General features: G+C 67.4%; 14 protein-coding genes. 7 read left to right on the plus strand and 7 right to left on the minus strand.

The features are described 5' to 3' along the window. Nucleotides 1-55 precede the first annotated feature (55 nt). A complete protein-coding gene (locus BC102111_RS13620) occupies nt 56-568 on the plus strand; it encodes a GtrA family protein (RefSeq protein WP_101624612.1) in 513 nt (170 codons plus the stop codon). Between the two features lie 44 nt (nt 569-612). Here the strand turns inward: BC102111_RS13620 and BC102111_RS13625 are convergent, their stop codons facing one another. The 4 genes from BC102111_RS13625 to BC102111_RS13640 are packed head-to-tail and all read right to left on the minus strand — an operon-like array spanning nt 613 to nt 5,293. Then, a complete protein-coding gene (locus BC102111_RS13625; protein WP_101624613.1) occupies nt 613-1,959 on the minus strand; it encodes a DUF6716 putative glycosyltransferase in 1,347 nt (448 codons plus the stop codon). Continuing rightward, nucleotides 1,946-2,929 carry a polysialyltransferase family glycosyltransferase gene (locus BC102111_RS13630; RefSeq protein WP_101624614.1) on the minus strand — a complete coding sequence of 328 codons (984 nt, stop codon included), beginning with the start codon at nt 2,927-2,929 and terminating at the stop codon, nt 1,946-1,948. Before BC102111_RS13630 ends, BC102111_RS13625 begins: the two co-directional genes overlap by 14 nt. Nucleotide 2,930: 1 nt before the next feature. Beyond that, complete coding sequence (locus BC102111_RS13635) at nt 2,931-4,322, minus strand: polysialyltransferase family glycosyltransferase (protein ID WP_009376257.1); 1,392 nt, start codon at nt 4,320-4,322, stop codon at nt 2,931-2,933. Beyond that, nucleotides 4,319-5,293: a glycosyltransferase family 2 protein gene (locus BC102111_RS13640; RefSeq protein WP_063250664.1), complete on the minus strand. Its 975-nt coding sequence runs from the start codon at nt 5,291-5,293 to the stop codon at nt 4,319-4,321. Before BC102111_RS13640 ends, BC102111_RS13635 begins: the two co-directional genes overlap by 4 nt. Nucleotides 5,294-5,518: 225 nt before the next feature. On the opposite strand from BC102111_RS13640, the gene BC102111_RS13645 reads away from it, so the two are divergent. Then, nucleotides 5,519-7,147, plus strand: a complete 1,629-nt coding sequence (locus BC102111_RS13645) for a polysaccharide pyruvyl transferase family protein (protein ID WP_101624615.1) — start codon at nt 5,519-5,521, stop codon at nt 7,145-7,147. Between the two features lie 90 nt (nt 7,148-7,237). Here the strand turns inward: BC102111_RS13645 and BC102111_RS13650 are convergent, their stop codons facing one another. The 3 genes from BC102111_RS13650 to BC102111_RS13660 all read right to left on the minus strand — a co-directional run bounded on the left by BC102111_RS13650 (nt 7,238) and on the right by BC102111_RS13660 (nt 11,563). Further along, nucleotides 7,238-8,125 carry an N-acetylneuraminate synthase family protein gene (locus BC102111_RS13650; protein WP_009376254.1) on the minus strand — a complete coding sequence of 296 codons (888 nt, stop codon included), beginning with the start codon at nt 8,123-8,125 and terminating at the stop codon, nt 7,238-7,240. 130 nt (nt 8,126-8,255) lie between these two features. Continuing rightward, on the minus strand, nt 8,256-9,467 hold the full coding sequence (locus tag BC102111_RS13655; protein WP_101624616.1) for an acylneuraminate cytidylyltransferase: 1,212 nt from the start codon (nt 9,465-9,467) through the stop codon (nt 8,256-8,258). Nucleotides 9,468-9,550: 83 nt separating this feature from the next. Continuing rightward, nucleotides 9,551-11,563 carry a phospholipid carrier-dependent glycosyltransferase gene (locus BC102111_RS13660; RefSeq protein ID WP_101624734.1) on the minus strand — a complete coding sequence of 671 codons (2,013 nt, stop codon included), beginning with the start codon at nt 11,561-11,563 and terminating at the stop codon, nt 9,551-9,553. Between the two features lie 231 nt (nt 11,564-11,794). Here BC102111_RS13660 and BC102111_RS13665 point away from each other — a divergent pair, with 231 nt between their 5' ends. From BC102111_RS13665 to BC102111_RS13685, 5 genes are all read left to right on the plus strand, one after another. Beyond that, complete coding sequence (locus BC102111_RS13665) at nt 11,795-12,442, plus strand: DUF4190 domain-containing protein (protein WP_232252494.1); 648 nt, start codon at nt 11,795-11,797, stop codon at nt 12,440-12,442. A 400-nt stretch (nt 12,443-12,842) separates the two neighbouring features. Further along, on the plus strand, nt 12,843-13,277 hold the full coding sequence (locus tag BC102111_RS13670; RefSeq protein ID WP_101624618.1) for a DUF4190 domain-containing protein: 435 nt from the start codon (nt 12,843-12,845) through the stop codon (nt 13,275-13,277). After that, a complete protein-coding gene (rsmI, locus tag BC102111_RS13675) occupies nt 13,274-14,224 on the plus strand; it encodes a 16S rRNA (cytidine(1402)-2'-O)-methyltransferase (RefSeq protein ID WP_101624619.1) in 951 nt (316 codons plus the stop codon). Before BC102111_RS13670 ends, rsmI begins: the two co-directional genes overlap by 4 nt. Nucleotides 14,225-14,499: 275 nt before the next feature. Beyond that, nucleotides 14,500-16,215, plus strand: coding sequence for a methionine--tRNA ligase (gene metG / locus BC102111_RS13680; protein ID WP_063249389.1), 1,716 nt, complete (start codon nt 14,500-14,502; stop codon nt 16,213-16,215). Further along, the gene (locus tag BC102111_RS13685) at nt 16,215-17,213 is read left to right on the plus strand and encodes a TatD family hydrolase (RefSeq protein ID WP_101624620.1); all 999 of its coding nucleotides are present in this window, start codon (nt 16,215-16,217) and stop codon (nt 17,211-17,213) included. The genes metG and BC102111_RS13685 overlap by 1 nt, the downstream gene beginning before the upstream one ends. Nucleotides 17,214-17,372: the final 159 nt, after the last annotated feature.

Raw genomic sequence — 17,372 nt, forward strand, 5'->3', positions numbered from 1 at the left:
CACACCTGAGGACGCTCAGCGAGTCATGAAGCTTGGGCTCTAGAGTAGTGCTGTCATGAAAGAGTCTGTATCGGCCCGGCTGCGGCGCCTCGCGGTGGAAGCCTTCAAGTTCCTCACTGTCGGCGGTGTCGGCTTCGTCGTCGATGTGGGGCTCTCGAACGTCCTCGCGTATGGTCTGGGGCCGATCCCCGCGCTCCTCGACGGAAGCCCGATCAAGGCGAAGATCGTCTCGACGATCGTGGCGATGATCGTCGTCTGGATCGGCAACAGGCTGTGGACCTACGGCGACCGGACGACGGGTTCGAATCTCCGCGGCATCATCCTCTTCATTGTCGTCAACCTCGTCGGCATGGTCATCACCGTCGCCCCGCTCGGGGTGACGTGGTATCTGCTCGGCATGCGCGATCAGCTCACCTACAACATCTCGACGAACGTCATCGGCATCGCCCTGGCGACGGCCTTCCGCTTCTATGCCTACCGGACGTGGGTGTTCAAGGATTCCACCCCACCCGCCGAGGTGGTCGTCGAGTTGGACGAATCCCGAACCGCCACCGACGACCGGGCCTGAGATCGCACGGCCTGTGCCCGATGTTCGTCGGCAGATGTGCTCGCTCAGCGGCCGTAGCGGATCCTCCGGTACACCCGGATGAATGGCGTCGGCGTGAACGTGCGGACCTCGGCACGCATGAGCATGCGCTTCTGCTTCCACACCGACCTCCGTCTGTCGGGCAGCTGCCCCTGTCGAGAGCGGACGGCGAGCAGGCCGAGGCTGCGGCGCAGACTTCCGTCGTCGGTGTGGAAGTAGTTCTCCGCAAGCCACGCCCGATCCGGGAAGCCGATCCGCCCGGCCGCAACGTCGGCGAGGGTCCCCTCGGCGCCCGAACCGGCGTAGACCTCGTTGAGCAGTCCCCGATCGAACCCGAAGTCGGAGATGAGCAGCGTCGGGATCCCCCGATCGATCGACTCGAGAGCGGCTGTCGACGACACGGTGACCAGGGCCGCACCGGGGGTGAGGAACGCAGTGAGCGGGCCGTAGCCGATCTCGAGCCGCTCGGCCCCGGGAACTGCGCGCTTCTTGAAGTCGGCAACGATGTCGAAGTAGGAATGCTGTTCGTGATGGGTCTCATGCTCACCGGGACGCGACCGCATCTTGACGATGGCCCGCGACTCGGGATGACGCTCGGCGAACTCCGCGAGAGCGGCGATGATCGCCTCCCGCTGCGCGGCGCTCGCCGGCACCTTCGCCTGTGGGGCGAAGACGAGCGTTCGCGGGGTTGCGGCCAGCGACTGTGGGGCCGGCGGTTCGGGAAGCGATTCCGAGCGGAGCATCGGAAGCCTGCCGAGGAGGATCTCGGCGGGGACTCGTCGCATCGCACTCACTGCCCGGTATTCGCTCACCTCGGTGAACGAGTGCGCAAGGAAGGCGTCCATGAGCCGCCGGTAGTTCATCCCCTTGCCGCTGGCCGGCAGACCCATCCCCGGCAGCCCGGAGATGAGTGCGGGTCGTCGTTCGAGGGCGCTCGCGGTGAGGAAGAGCTGGGCGACGATCGGGCCCGTCGCGGCACCGAGGACGATGTCCGGTCGATGATGGGAGATCACTGCTCCGAGTTCGCTGCGGGACACGACAGGGATGGTGTGACCTTCCCATGCGGTGTCGGCGACGGCGTTGGCGATCTGCTCGTCGGTCGGCAGGATCGGATTGTCGACGATGTAGACGTGTGCCTCGACATCGGGCAGTGTGCTCAGCAGCTGGGTCGCCCATTTGAGGTAGGACTCGCTGTCGGAGACGGAGACGATGCTGATCGGTTCGTGTCCGGACGGGATCGTCTGCTCGTCGGTGTCGAGGGCATGCGCTGCCCCCGACGGGCTGTCAGCGGGCGACGGCACCACGGTGTCGGCGACCGGCAGTGAGGCCGTGTCCGGCTCCAGTGGGGGGACGGGGGAATCAGGAATCGACATCACCGGTGACCGTTCGCGCGTTGAGGGACTTCCGCAGACTATCGGGTGAGGCGCCGGTCCACCATTCCGCCGGAATCTCGGTGACGTCGATGCGCACATCGGGATTGAGCACCGACAGCGAGACCGCGGCCGTGCTCGGCAGGCTGCGGATGACGGATCCCGGGGGAAGGTTGATCAGCCGCAGCTCGATCGGCAGCCCCACGTGCTTGATGCGCACCCGATCGTCGGAACCGAGGCGCTCGAGGAACTCATCGGTCTCACGCCGGTGCGGGTAGTAGGTGATCGGGCCGGCGGCGGTGAGACCGTCGAGCCATCTGCGGTAGTCGGCTTCGCTGATGAGCCCGTCGGCGACGAGAGCGGAGCCGATCACCGGTGTGTCACGAGAGTGACCGCCCCCGGTCGGCAGCGACTGCAGATGCTCGAAGCGATGCCGGGTGATCTCGCCCCCGGCGCGGAGGAACTTGGTGCGCAGTCCCTTCGGCACCGGCAGCGCGGTGTGCCACCGCAGCCGTCCGGAACCCGCCAGGCCGCGCAGACGGTCGGCGATGTAGGCGGCCATGACAGCCCGGTGGGCCTTGAGCTTCTGCCTGGGACGGACGAGCGGCCCGCGCTTGGCAGCGAGCGTCTCGATCGTCGAATAGGTCGCCAACCCGTCGTCGAGGAGGACGATGTGCGGCATCTTCCGCTCGAGGTAGGCCACGGACAGAGCCTTGTGGATCTGTCCGGAGCACGGGTCGCCGAGGTAGATGACCGAGGGGTTGAGGGACCGGAGGATCCCCGGCTTCGCCCCCTGGCGTTCGAGGCGGACGTTCGCGGGGAGCCACTCCGGGTCGAAGGCGTCGAGGAACGAGGACATCCCCTTCGCGTTCGCCCGCGCCCGGATGAGGAGGTCGCCCTCGGGGTCGTGGGCTTCGAGGGCAGAGAGGAACTGCAACGGCGATTCGACGAAGGCGATGGCCGTTCGCGGCATCTCAGCGGCGTCCGGTCAGTTTGGCGACGTCGATCTTGATCCCGCGCTTGTCGAGCTTCGACAGCGCCGATTTAGCGTTCTTGCGCAGAAAGCGCTTCCCCGTCCTCAGGACCCGCCCGCGGCTCGACGCTTCGAGGCTGCCCGGCAGGTCGAGTCGGGTGAGGCGTTTGCGCTTGAAGTAGACCATGTCGTCGGTCCCGAGGGCACGCGTGAGGAAGCTGATCGCCGGCTCCCGCAGATGCGCCATGATGTTCGACTGCATGCAATAGGTGACGGCGTCGATGAGGGCGTTGAAGTCCCGAAGACCGCGGCCGTTCGGACGGTCGGTGAGGGAGTAGCCGCCGCGGTTGAGCGCGTCGACGATCGTCAGCGGGATGCGGTTGCTGTTCTGATACGGGGCGATGCGTTCGAGGAGCAGTTCCGTGCCGACGGCCGCAGTCTCGGTTCCGAACAGTGCCTGCGTGGTCACCAGTCCGGTCGAGAAGCACGAGACGACGAGACGGGGCTGCGTCCTCGAGGCCACCACCTCGGCGAGGACGGGAACATCGGCGAGGACGAAGCGCAGGCCGAGGGACTCGGCGCGACGCCTCAGCGGTTCGACGACCGTTCGGGCCGAGGTCGGGTGCGGCTTGAAGATCACCGTGCTCACACCGCGCGTCTTCACCTCGTCGAGCATGTCGAGGTGAAGCTGGATCTCCTCCTCTTCGGTGATGAGGTCGATCTCTGCGAGATACTGGCCGAGAACGAGGGCGCTGTCGTCGATCGGCTCCGATAGGCCTGAGGCCTCGAGCGCTTCGTCGGATTCACGAGCCATCTCCTCGATGACCGGTCGCAGCTCGTCGACGGTCAGGGCAATGCGATTGGGCGCATGTTCGGCGAGCTGGCGTGGCATGACCCCCGGCAGCAGATCGGTGTAGTGGGCGTTCTCGAGGCGCTGCCACAGCGGGCGTCCGAGTGGGTTGCGGATGGGGCCATAGCTCATGAGGCCATCGGAGTGCACAGAGATGAGTGCGTCGGCGAAGACCTGAGTGAGTGCGTGTGCAGGATGACCGGGCAGCGATTCGACGACGAGTGAGATGTCCTCGTCGGGCGACAACGACCACAGCCGCTCGAGCAGCGCACGCATGATCGGTGCGCGAGTGGGCGAGACCCCGAACTGCTTGGGGTGGCTCGGCCAGATGGCCGCGTTCCAGTCGACCACCGAGTCGAAGCGGCTGAGCAGGGTCGCGGAGCCGAGAAGATCTGTCGCCGAGGGTGTGATCTCGGGCGCGTAGGCGTTGTTGGCGACGACCAGGATGCGGCGTTCGTCAGCTGGCCCGAAGTGGCCCGCATCGATGTTCGCAGCAACGTTCGCGAGCTGATACAGCGTCGAGATCTGGATGAGCTGTGTCATGCCTGTGCCCTCCTGAGTACCGGGGCGATGACCGGAACCCGGTCGTCGCCGAATCTTTCGACCACCCTCTCGACCAACTCGGGCTTGATCATCTTCACGTTCGTCGTGGCCCCGGCGAGGAGCTTCTGCTTGACCTCGGTCGTCATCTGGTCCGATCGCCTGACAAGCTGGTGGTAGAGGATCGAGAGGAAGTTCCTCACCGCTTTGGTCTCGAATTCGTCGATCTCCGGGTCGTTCTCCAGCATCGCGAAGACGGTCCGGAACGCCGGAATGAAGTCCAGCTGCCTTTCGTCGTAGATCGAGGTCAGCGAGGTCGACATCCCCTTGCGGTAGCACAGACCTGCCGAGTTGATGACGGCGAACGAATCGGACTCGAGGTGCTGCCGCCAGGTCCACGGCCTGTCCTCGCAGGTCCGCAGCGCGGGGTCGAAGGTGAGCAGGCCGCGATCGGCCATGCTGCGGGTGAAGATGCCCGTCCAACAGGCCGGATAGTCGACCATCGTCGGCATGTTCGCCGGCATGATGTAGTCGCGCGGGTTGAGCGCGCGGTTCCGGACGGCACAGGGCGCCTGACTGAGGCTGCGCTTCGTGCCTTCGACGAGCACGTAGTCGATCTTGACGAAGTCGACACCCAGCCCGGTGATTGCGTCAGTCATCTTCCTTAGGTGTCCCGGCGCATACCAGTCGTCACCATCGAGGTAGGTGATCGTCTGACCCGTCGATGCTTCGAGGGCAAGGTTGCGGGATGCCGAGACTCCGAGCGACGCGGGATTCTCGATGGTCACCAGGTTGAGCCTGTTCTCGTATTCGGCGATGACGTCGGCCGTGTGATCCTCCGAGCCGTCGTTGACGACGATGACTTCCAGCTCATCGGGGGCGAACCCCTGCATGGTCAAGCTCTTGAGACTGCTCCCTATGGTCTGTTCGGCGTTCTTCGCCGCAATGATGACGCTGGTCAGGGGAGTGGTCATGGGGTCCTTTCGCTGCTGAGCACGGCCGCGGGGGAGCACGACGCGTGCATGTGCTCAGACGATGGTAGACAGGGTCGGGTAACTCGCGGTGACTCACCGGTGAACCAGACTGCGCGTGCTATTCACCCGAAGTTCGCATTCCAGTTGTCTGGGTCGACGGTTCGGTGGCAGACAGCGGCCTGGCGCATTCATCTGCCATTCGGTCGGGTCCACTACAGTCGTTCTATGGCGGATCTCTTCCACTTCGACATCCCGACTTGGGGCAACTACGGGGACAAAGCGCTCTTCCCCGTCGTCCGCGACGCCTTCCGCGCCTTCGACGGTGAGGCGGCGTTCACCTCGGCGGCGGCTCTGCGGCGGGAGGTCGACGGCGGCCTGGTCGACCGGATCAACGCCCGCGCCGATGCCGTCGTCCTCGGCGGCGGGGGACTGTTCCTCCAGGACACGAATCCCAATCGGCTCTCCGGGTGGCAGTGGAAGATCTCCGCCGAGACGCTGGCTGGGATCGAGGTTCCCCTCATCGTCTACGCCGTGGGTGACAATCGGTTCCCCGGTCAACCGGAGTTCGACGATCTTCTCCGCACCCACGTCGAGCAGGTCCGTGAGCAGTCGGTGTTCTTCGGTCTGCGGAACTCGGGGAGCATCGCGTCGATGTCGGCGCTTCTCGGTCCCTCAGCGGTGCCGATCGACTTCCAGCCGTGTCCGACGACCCTGGGTGGTCTGCTCTACGAACCGCTGCAGGGGAGCCGACCGGATCCCCGAGAGAAGCTCATCGCGATCCAGATGCTCGTCCACGGCCGACAGCAGGCGGCCGGCTACGACGCCGAGGTGATCCACCGGGCCGTCGTCGACAGCGCCCGCGCGCTCGTCGCGGACGGTTGGAGAGTCCTCAGTGTGCCCTTCCATCCTGACGACGCCGAGGTGTCACGCCGTCTCCGCGCGGAGGTGCCCGAGGTCGAGGAGATCCGCCTGTGGGGTGCGGACATCGGCTTCTTCTCAGGGTTCACACTCTTCTCCTCCGTTCCCTACGTCCTCGGCGGCCGGGGTCATGCGCAGATGATCCCCTTCGGGGTCGGTTCGATCCCTCTCTCGCTCGATCTCCACGCGAAGCTCGGGTACTTCGCCCACGACATCGGCCATCCCGAGTTCGTCGTCCCGGTCGGACCCGAAGGAATGGTCGCGGGCGGTCCCGAGGAAAGGGCCGCCGAGGCGGGAAGGCTGGGCGCTGACGTCGCGCGAGGCACGGGCGCGTGCGGTGCGGACACGAGCGACGGCAGCGTCGGCCGACGCGCCCGCGTTCTCGCGGACCGGATCGTTGCGGCGGTGATGGACGCCTATTCCTACGGTGTCGACCTGCAGGAGGACCTCGCGGCGACGAGGGAGCGGTTCTGCGAGGTGACCCGGGACAATCATCGGGCCATCGGGGAAGCTCTGGGGGAGTCCGGTCGGCCGCGGCGAGCGGTCCGGACCCGGAGCGCAGACCACGTGCGCGCAGAGGAGTTCCACCTCGCGGCGGTCGCCGAATCGGAGGAGGCAGGCGTCGCACAGACGCGGGCGCTGGCCCGGGTGCGCCGAGAGGCGGGTGCCGACCGCGCAACGCTCGAGCGGGTCACTTCCGAACGCGACACGGCACAGGCGGCGCTCGAGACCGCGCAGTCGGCCGTCGACGAGGCGACGGCGGCGACGAGGGAACTCGCCCATGAGCGGGACGGGTTGCGTGCGCGTGCCGAACGTGCCGAGAACGACCTGCGCTCGCTGGCCGGAAGGACGGCACAGGCCGAGGCGCGTTCGGCCATGGCCAAGGCGGCGAAGGGACTGAGGCGGCGCGTGCGGCGCCTGGGTCGCACCCGGTGACGGACGCAGAATTGCCCCGGAGCCGTGCGGCTTCGGGGCAGTTCCGTGAGTGCGGTGCCTCAGCTCAGTGCCTCAGCTCAGTGCCTCAGCTCAGGCAGTGACCTTGCGCAGAGATTCGATCTTCGACTCCTCGCCGGGCATGACGCGCTTGACGCCGTCGCCCATGGCCTTCTCAAGGACGCGGACGCCCTTGACGAGCGAGGAGAATTCGCGCGGCTCCATCGACGCCGACTGGTCCGAGCCCCACATCGTCGAATCGAGGGTGATGTGGCGTTCGACGGTGACGGCGCCGAGGGCGACCGCGGCGAACGAGATCTCGAGCCCGAGCTCGTGGCCGGAGTAGCCGACGGGCACGCCGTAGCGCTCGACCATCGCCGGGATCGCGCGGAGGTTGACCTCCTCCGGCGGCAGCGGGTAGGTCGAGGTCGCGTGCATGAGGACGAGCCGGTCCTTGTCGAAGACCTCGACGGCGGCGTCGAGCGTCGCCCAGTCGGACATGCCCGAGGAGCAGAGCACGGGCTTGCCCGTCGCGGCGATCGCACGCAGCAGCTCGAAGTCGGTCAGCGACGCCGAGGCGACCTTGTAGGTGAGGGCGTCGAACTCGTTCTCGAGGAAGTCGACGGAGTCGGTGTCCCACGGCGAGGCGAACCATTGCAGGCCGAGTTCCTTCGCGTACCGGTCGATCTCCTGGTACTCGTCCTTCTCGAACTCGACGCGGAACTTGTAGTCGAGGTAGGTCATCTCGCCCCACGGGGTCTGACGCATCTTCGACTTCTGGTGTTCGGGGACCGCGACATCGGGGTTGCGCTTCTGGAACTTCACGGCCTGAGCGCCTGCGGTGGCAGCGGCATCCATGAGCTGCTTGGCGATCTCGACGTCGCCGTTGTGGTTGATGCCGATCTCGCCGATCATGTAGACGGGCTGGTCCGGGCCGACGAGCTGGTCGCCGATGGCCACGGGGGCGATGTGATCAGTCATGAGTCCTGCTTTCGTTTCGAACGCGGTGCGATGCCTCCGCGCTGGGGTGGGTGGTGCTGTTCCGTGTGAAGTTGTCGGTGGGGGACGGGGCCCGGGCGGCTTCGGCTCTGCGCCGAGCCGAACGGCGGCCTCAGGCGCGGACCGGGATGAGGTCGCAGACCTCCCGGACCGCACCCCGCCCGCCCGGTCGGTCGAGGACCACTCGGGCTGCCGCGAGCACCTTGGGGTGGGCGTCCGCGACGGCGATGGGCCAGCCGACGACGTCGAAGGCTTCGAGGTCGTTGATGTCGTTGCCGACATAGGCCACGCGTGCTGCGTCCAGGCCCTGCTCGTCGATCCACGACCGCAGGACCTCCGACTTATTGTCGACACCCTGGGTTACGCCAATATGAAGTTTCTCCGCCCTGCGGGTGACCACGGGGTTGCGTTCCTTTGAGAGAATCATGACAGGGAAACCTGCTTTCGCCAAGCGTGAGACCCCCATTCCGTCGCCCCTGTGGACGCGGACGTGCTCATTGCCGTCCTCGTCGACGTAGGCACCGTCGTCGGTGTGGACCCCGTCGAAATCGGTCACCAGCGCATCGACGTCGATGACCTGCGCGGTCTCCTGCGTCGAGGCGATCGCGCGGACGAGGGTGAGGTCGGACATGTCGTCGATCTCTCTCGCATGCTCGGGCGGAACCTCTTCGATGCCGACCCGGCCGAAGAAGCGGTGCCCGGATTCGAGCAGTCCCGCGGTGCGCATGACGTAGAACGCTCCGGTCTCGTTGTAGTGCTTGGGGCGGTCCTGCCGCCGCGGACGGAACGCCTTGTCATGGCCGACGGAGACCGCCTCCCCGTCGTCGCCGAGGCGCCAGAGGAACGAGTGGTCCTCGACAGCGGAGAAGACGACGTCGTCCTCGTCGTCGCGGACTCGGCACACGGCGTTGTCGATCGACGCCGAGTCGATGAACGGCGAGGTGCACTGGAGGAAGACCGTCACCCCGTAGTCCTCACCGAGGTCGCCGAGGGTGTGGATGATCGCCGATTCGCTCGTCGCCGTGTCCCCGGCGATCTCTGCGGGACGGTGCGACACCTCGGCGCCGGCCCGGACCGCCTCGGCGGCGATGCCCTCATGGTCGGTCGAGACGACGACCCGGTCGATGCTCGGCGTGGCCTTCGCCGCGTTGATCGCACGGGCGAGGAGGGAGACGCCGGCGACCTTCTGGAGGTTCTTCAGCGGGATCCCCTTGGATCCTCCACGGGCGGGAATGATGGCGACGACCCCTGGTCCGGGGCCGGTATCCGAAGAGGGATTCGCCGAGGTGGGTGCTGGGTGGTTCAGTGTCGCTTCGTCAGTCACAATGCCCCGACGCTAACGACGGGTCGTGTCCGGGAGGTGAACGATCGGTGTCGGACAGACGACGAGGTCATGTCCGGTTCAGATCAGCGCCAGGTGACGTTCCACATCCGGTTGTTCCACGCCTCGAAGGGGATGACCTCGCCGGTGTAGATCGGCCAGAAGTACGCGAAGGCGAGGACGGCTGCGGCGAGGACTGCGCCGACGGCGAGTCGGCGGCCGAGCAGCGGCCCCGGGGGGCGCGAGCCCAGGCGCCCGCGGTGCGTCGGCGACGCAGGCTGGTCGTCGGTCGGTGGCGTGGTCGGTGCGTCGGAGTCGGTGGCGGGCGCCTCGGCGGGACCAGAGGCAGCGGCGGCGGACGTCGGGTTCGGCTCGGTGGCGGGACCCGCCTCGGCGGGGGAGGGGACGGGCGTGGTCGACGTACGGATCTGCGGGGCGAACGGAGGGCTCGGAGTGCGACGGCCCCAGAGGAGGGTGAGGCAGTAGACGAGCGCGAGGACGACGAAGGGGACCATGACGATCGTGTAGAAGGTGAAGATCGTCCGATCCTGGTAGGCGAACCACGGCAGCCAGGTCGCAGCGAGTCCGGAGAGGATGACCCCGGCGCGGACGTCGCGGCGCACGATCCACGCGGCGAGGACGACGAGGAGCGCGACAGGGGCGAGTCCCCAGATCACGGGGTTGCCCACCGAGGTGATCGCCGAGGAGCACTTCGCCGCCGCGCAGCCGAGGTCGCCGCGGCTGAGCGATTCGTAGTAGAACGAGGTCGGCCGCCATTGGACGATCCAGCCCCACGGGTTCGACATGTAGGGGTGCTCGGCGTCGAGGCCGACGTGGAAGGAGTACGCGGTGTAGTGGTACTGCGCGAGCGAGGGCAGCCAGTCGAGCCACGAGGGCAGGGCCTGCCACCAGCCGGGGGTCTCGGCCGCCCACTGCCGGTTCCATGCGTCGTCGGAGAGGATCCACCCGGTCCACGTCGCGATATAGGTGATGAGCGCCGTGGGCACGAGCTTGAGGAACGACGGGACGCTGTCGCGGATGAGGGCACCGAGCCACGGATGGACGACGCCGGCCCGGTAGCGCGAGTGGACGTCCCACGCGACGACGAGGATGCCGAAGGCCGCGAGCGCGTAGAGGCCCGACCATTTCACGCCCGTCGCCATGCCCAGTGCGATGCCGGCGGCGATGAGCCAGGGGCGCACGCCGAGGCGGGGGCCGAAGTTGATGAGGTCCGCGCGCTCGGCATCGGCGGACCGGCGGCCGCGGGCGGCCACGGGAACGCCGTCCGTGGTGTCGGCTGCCCAGCGGGCCAGGCGTTTCGTCACCTGCTCGCGGTCGAGGAGGATGAACCAGAAGGCGAGGAGGATGAAGGCCATGAGCACGATGTCGAGCAGGCTCGTGCGGGAATGGACGAAGTGCTCGCCGTCGATCGAGATGAGGACCGCCGCCGCACACGCGAAGAACGCGGAGCGGAAGAGCTTCCAGGCGACAAGCCCCATGAGGAAGACCGTGAGCGTGCCGACGACGGCGACGGAGAATCGCCAGCCGAAGGAATCGTCGGCGCCGAAGAGATCGATGCCGAGCCCGATCACCCATTTGCCCAGCGGCGGATGGACGACGTACGCCGGCGCCGACCCGATGACGCTCGGGTCGCCGGCGTTGAAGGAGGCGTCGGCGTTCTCGGGCCAGGAGCGCTCGTATCCGTAGGTGATCATCGAGTACGAGTCTTTGACGTAGTACGTCTCGTCGAAGATGAGGCGGCCGGGGAATTCGAGCCGGAAGAGGCGCAGGATGCCGCTGATGACGGTGATGACGATGAGGGTCGGCCACATCCAGACCGGCGCCCGCGTCGCCCACATGCCGGCGGTGAAGGATTTCCGGCGCAGCGCGGCGGCGCCGGCGAGGATCTGCTCGCGGCGTCGGGCCCGCTCCTCCTTGGCGATCCGGCCCGACGCGGGCTGACGGTCCTTCGTGGCGGTGGCCGTGGGGGCGGAGTCGGTTGCGGCGCCCGCGGTCGGGTGCGGGGCGGACGGGGAGGTCGAACCGGATCGGGGATCGGTCGGTCGCCTCGGCGTCGGGGGATCTGCGGGTGCTGTCATCACGGCCAAGTCTAGGGTGCGGACACTCGGAAGCCGCTCAGCCTCGGATGCGTCGTGTCCGAGGAGTGCCAGGAGCGGAGCAAGACCTCTCCGGGCGTGCTGAGCTCCGTGCACGCGGAGCGGAGTGGCCGGGCTGACGGTACCGCGGGAGAGCCGGGGCGGTTAGGGTGGAGACTACGGCTATCGCACCGGTACGGGTGCGAGCGCCCCAGCACACGAGCGAAGACGGTGATGAGAGTGTCGAACAACCCGGACTACCGCCCGAGCGATCCTCCGCAGGTGGGGTCGCAGCAGTTCGGCTCGGGGGCTGGGGCCTCCCCGTCGCCCTACGGCTCCGGTCAGGCCGGGTACGGCTCCGGCCAGGCCGGATACGGTCAGAGCGGGTATGGCGACCCGTCGCAGGCCGGGTACGGCGGTGGGCAGTACACCGACTACGGTCAGTACCTCGATTCGGTGGGACCATCGGGCGGGCAGCCGTATTCGGTTCAGTCGGCGTCCTACAGCCAGCCGGTCACCTACGGCACGTACGGAACGCCGATGGTCGTCTACCGCAAGTCGAACGGCCTCGCCGGTTGGGCGATGTGGATGGGCATCATCGGATTGGCGGGCGGGTTCGTCTGCGGACTGCTGTCGATGATCCCGTTCATCGGGTGGTTCTTCAGTTTCATCCTCATGTTCCTCTGGATCGCCCCGTTCCTCGCGGTGATCTTCGGCCACGTCTCCCTGGGCCAGATCAAACGCTCCGGCGAAGACGGCCGAGGGCAGGCGATGGCCGGCCTCATCATGGGGTACATCAGCATCGGACTCGGCCTCCTCGCCATCATCGTTGCCGCGGTCGTCGGCGTCGGCATTCTCGCGCTGCTGTCGACGACCTCATGATCTGGCGCATGACGTCCTGAACCGGTGGGCGGACCGGCGAGGATGTCGGGACGACGAACGGCGCCCAGGGCCAGTGACTCCCTGTGGTGAGCTGGACTTGTGACGCGCTGTGGTGCCGTGAAACGGAGCCGCGGCGAATCAGTGACACGTGCGTTTCGGCGCTGCCGGCGCCCTAATCCGGTCTGCACTCCGACCTGGACGGCATTCTGATCTGGTTGGCGTGCACGTGTGCTTCTGCCGTCAACCGGAACCGGCGCGCGCTCCCGCCCGTGTTCGTCACGGTGAACTGTGCTGTGTTCGCATGTGTGGACTGCGACGACGATGCAGGATTGCAACACGCTCGCCTTTTGCCGAGATGATTGTCTCTGTACCGTTGGTGGTGACCCCGAGGAGAGAAGCCATGAGCAGCCAGAACAACTGGAACAACCCAGACATGTACTACCAGCAGCCCCAGTCCGGGCAACCCGCTGACAACTACGGATCGAACAGCTACCAGCCGGCGAACTACAGTTCCGCGTCGAGCTACGGCAGCGCGGGAGTCGCCTATCAGGCTCTGCCACCGACGAACACTCTCGCGATCATCGCGCTCGTCGCCTCGATCTTCGGCGTCGTCTCGAGCATCTTCCTTGCCGGAATCGCCGGCATCGTCATGGGACACATCGCCCGCAAGCAGATCCGGGAACGCGGAGAACGCGGCGACGGCATGGCAGTTGCCGCCCTCTGGGTCGGCTACATCGGCACCGCACTGTGGATCCTCTTCTGGGTCGTCTACATCTTCTTCTTCGTCGCCGTCCTCGGCTTCGGGCTCTTCGCCGGAACCACGTCCTACAGTTGAGCCCCTCTCCCACCTCGGGTGCGCCTCACGCGGACGACACGGACACAGCTCTCGGTCCGCTGAGTGAAAGCGACGATCTCGGGCCTGCGGGCGACCGCGACGCCCCCGACTTCGACCCGGCCGGCGGGCGACTCATCCTCGTCGGGACTCCGATCGGCAACCTCGGCGATGCGGGACCGCGGATGCGGCAGGCGATCGAAACCGCCGATGTCATCGCCGCCGAGGACACCCGTCGGTTCCTTTCGCTTGCCCAGCGGCTGGGACTGAGCCACACGAAGCGCGTCATCAGCGTCTTCGACCACAACGAGGCGGGGCGGGCACCGGAGATCGTCGACCTCATCCGCGCAGGTCAGACCGTCGTCCTCCTCAGCGACGCCGGCATGCCCGCCGTCTCCGACCCCGGGTATCGGGTGGTCAAAGCGTGCGCCGAGGCGGGGCTGCCGATCACCGCGACACCCGGACCGTCCGCGGTCCTCATGGCGCTTGCGGTCTCGGGTCTGCCGAGTGATCGCTTCAGCTTCGAGGGCTTCATCCCGCGCAAGTCGGGGGCGCGGACTGCTCTGTTCGAGGAGCTCGCGAGTGAGAAGCGCACGATGGTCTTCTTCGAGAGCCCCCACCGCATCGCCGAGACGATGGACGACCTGCTCTCCGTCATCGGTCCCGACCGCCCGATGAGCATCAGCCGGGAGCTGACGAAGACGTTCGAGGAGACCCTGCGCGGAACCGTCGGGTCGCTGCGCGACCTCGCCGCAGACGGGCTGCGCGGCGAACTCACGCTCGTCCTCTCAGGCGCCACCGAGGTGGAGACGGCTCCGGAGGATCACCTCGGCGAGATGGAGACCCTCGTCGCCTCGGGGGTGAGGGCGAAGGAGGCGGCCGGGCAGATCGCCAAGCGCTTCGGTCTGTCCAAGCGCGAGATCTACGAGGCCTGGCTCCACCGTGACTGAGCGGTGACTCGAGTGCGGGCGACTGGGAGTCGACCCGTGCTCGGGTCGGTGTGGTCGGCTCGGGGTCTCGGGTCTGTTCTGAATCACTTTCCGCCCGTTGGGTCGGGTTTCGAACCGACCCAACGGGCGGAAAGTGACTCACTTCGGGCGGAGGGCTTTCGGCTCGGAGGCGCGGGCCCCGGCACACCGCCACCCCGCGCGTCCCCACGTCGCCCCCGCCCACGAGCCGAACCGCGGCAAGCGGTGCGTCGCGCGTCATCTAGACTGAATGCCCTATGGGTTACTACGTGACAACAGCCATCGCCTACCCCAATGGGGCCATCCACATCGGGCACGCGTACGAGTACATCGCCGCCGACACGATCGCGCGGTTCAAGCGCCTCGACAACCACGACGTGTTCTTCGCCACCGGCACCGACGAGCACGGCCTCAAGATGCTCCAGGCGGCGAACAGGCTGGGGATCACGCCCAAGGAGCTCGCTGACGACAACGCGAAGAACTTCCGCGACACGCAGCTCGCGCTCGGCTCGACCTTCGACCGGTTCATCCGGACCACTGACCCCGACCACTACGCCGCCTCGCAGGAGATCTGGCGTCGGCTCGAAGAGGCCGGTGACATCTACCTCGACTCGTACTCGGGTTGGTACTCGGTGCGCGACGAGGCGTTCTACACCGAGGACGAGACCGAGGTCGTCGACGGCGTGCGCCTGTCGAAGGAGACCCGCACCGAGGTGACCTGGACGGAGGAGGAGTCCTACTTCTTCCGTCTCTCGAAGTACCAGGAGCCCCTCCTCGAGCTCTACCGCGATCACCCCGAGTTCCTCGGCCCCGACTCCCGCCGCAACGAGGTCGCCTCGTTCGTCGCCTCCGGCCTCAAGGACCTCTCGATCTCGCGCACGACCTTCGACTGGGGCGTGCCCGTACCCGGCAACGACAAGCACGTCATGTACGTGTGGATCGACGCCTTGACGAACTACCTCACCGCCGCCGGTTTCCCCGACGACACCGAGGCGTTTGCCAAGTGGTGGCCCGCCGACGTCCACATCATCGGCAAGGACATCATCCGCTTCCACAGCGTCTACTGGCCCGCGTTCCTCATGTCCGCCGGCATCGAGCTGCCCCGTCGCGTCCACGCCCACGGCTTCCTCTTCAACGCCGGGGAGAAGATGTCGAAGTCCGTCGGCAACGTCGTCGACCCCATCGACCTCGTCGACGCGTTCGGTCTCGACACCGTCCGCTTCTTCCTCTTCCGCGAGTTCTCCTACGGCCAGGACGGCTCGTACACGAAGGACTCGATCATCACCCGCAAGAACGCCGACCTCGCCAACGAGTACGGCAACCTCGCCCAGCGCTCGCTGTCGATGATCGCGAAGAACTGCGACGGACAGGTGCCGCAGCCCGGCGACCTCACCGAGGCGGACGAGTCCCTGCTCTCCCTCGCCCGCGGCACCCTCGAGACCGCCCGCCGACACGTCGACACCCAGAGCCTCCACCTCTACGTCGACGCGTGCTGGAAGGTGCTCACCGAGGCCAACCGCTACTTCTCCGCGCAGGAGCCCTGGAAGCTGAAGAAGACCGACCCCGAGCGCATGGCCACCGTCCTCTGGGTGACGATCGAGGTCGTGCGCATCGTCTCGATCCTCATCCAGCCCGTCATGCCCGAATCCGCAGGGAGGATCCTCGACCTCCTCGGCGTCGCCGAAGGGTCCGCTGAGGCGGGCGCGAAGGTCCTGCCCACCGCGATCGAGACCGGCACCGGTGCCGAGGTGATGGACACCGTGACCGCGAGTGCCGCCGTCGGCGTCGCCGCCGGAGCGGGATTCGCCGGTGCCGGCATCGCCCCGGCCGCCGCTGAGACCGCCGAGGGCGGGGTGTCGGCCGCCGACGTCGATCCCCGCTCGTTCGCGGCCATCGACTTCCCGCTCGTGCCCGGCACCCCGCTGCCCAAGCCCGAACCGGTGTTCCCGAAGTTCGTGGAGGAGACGGAGTAATGGCCTCGCGCGCTGCCGGAACGTACCCGCCGGTGCCCGAACCGCTGCCCCACCCGATCGTCGACACCCACACCCACCTCGACATCGGCACGGGCGTGCGCCTGCCGCTCGGTGCCGGCGAACCCTCCCCGGACGTCACCCCGTCCGAGGACGAGGAGTTCCCCGATCTCGACTTCTTCTTCGACACCGCCGAGGCGGCCGGAGTGCGCCGGATCGTCCAGATCGGCTGCGACCTGCCCGCCGCCCGCTGGACGACCGCGCTCGTCGCCTCCCAGTACGCAGGGCAGGGGAATGCGGCCCTGGCCGCCGCGGCGAACGTCGACCCGGCCGTCGCCGCCCGGGTGCCGACACCGCCTGTCACCGGGCGGACGTGGATGCTCGGGGGAGCGGCGCTCCATCCGAACGAGGCCCCGCGGCTGGCAGAGCGCGGCCTCCTCGACGATGCGCTCACCGAGATCGAGACGCTTGTGACGAGTGAGGACCGGATGCGCGTGGTCGGGGAGACCGGCCTCGACTACTTCCGCACCGGTGAGGACGGCATCGCCGAGCAGCAGCGGTCGTTCCGGGCGCACATCGAGATCGCCAAACGGACCGGCCGTGCCCTGCAGATCCACGACCGCGAGGCCCATGCCGACGTCCTGCGCATCCTCCGCGAGGAGGGGGCGCCCGAGGTGACGATCTTCCACTGCTTCTCCGGCGACGAGGCGATGGCCCGCGAATGCGCCGAGCACGGCTACTTCATGTCGTTTGCCGGCAACATCACGTTCAAGAACGCCGATGAGCTGCGCCGTGCCGCCGCGAGCGCCCCGCTCGAGCTCCTCCTCACGGAGACCGACGCCCCCTTCCTCACCCCTCATCCCTACCGCGGCAAGCCCGGCGGCCCCTACCTCACCCCGATAACGGCCAGGATGCTCGCCGAGGTGCGGGGGATGGACGCCGGTGACCTCGCCGAGGCGGTGTGGGCGAACGCGGAGACCGCGCTCGGCAGCTGGGACTGAGCCCCCGCCTCGGCGAGGGTGAGGGCCAAGATCACGGTCGTTATGGACGTCACATCACGGTCGTCGGTCGTGCCGTGGATGACGTCTGACCTGGACGGATGCCGACTGCTGTGAACCCCGGAAATCCGGGAGTCTGAGAGATTCCTGTTACGGTTTCGT

It is taken from the genome of Brevibacterium casei CIP 102111 (genome assembly GCF_900169275.1).
GTDB classification, from domain to species: Bacteria; Actinomycetota; Actinomycetes; order Actinomycetales; family Brevibacteriaceae; genus Brevibacterium; species Brevibacterium casei.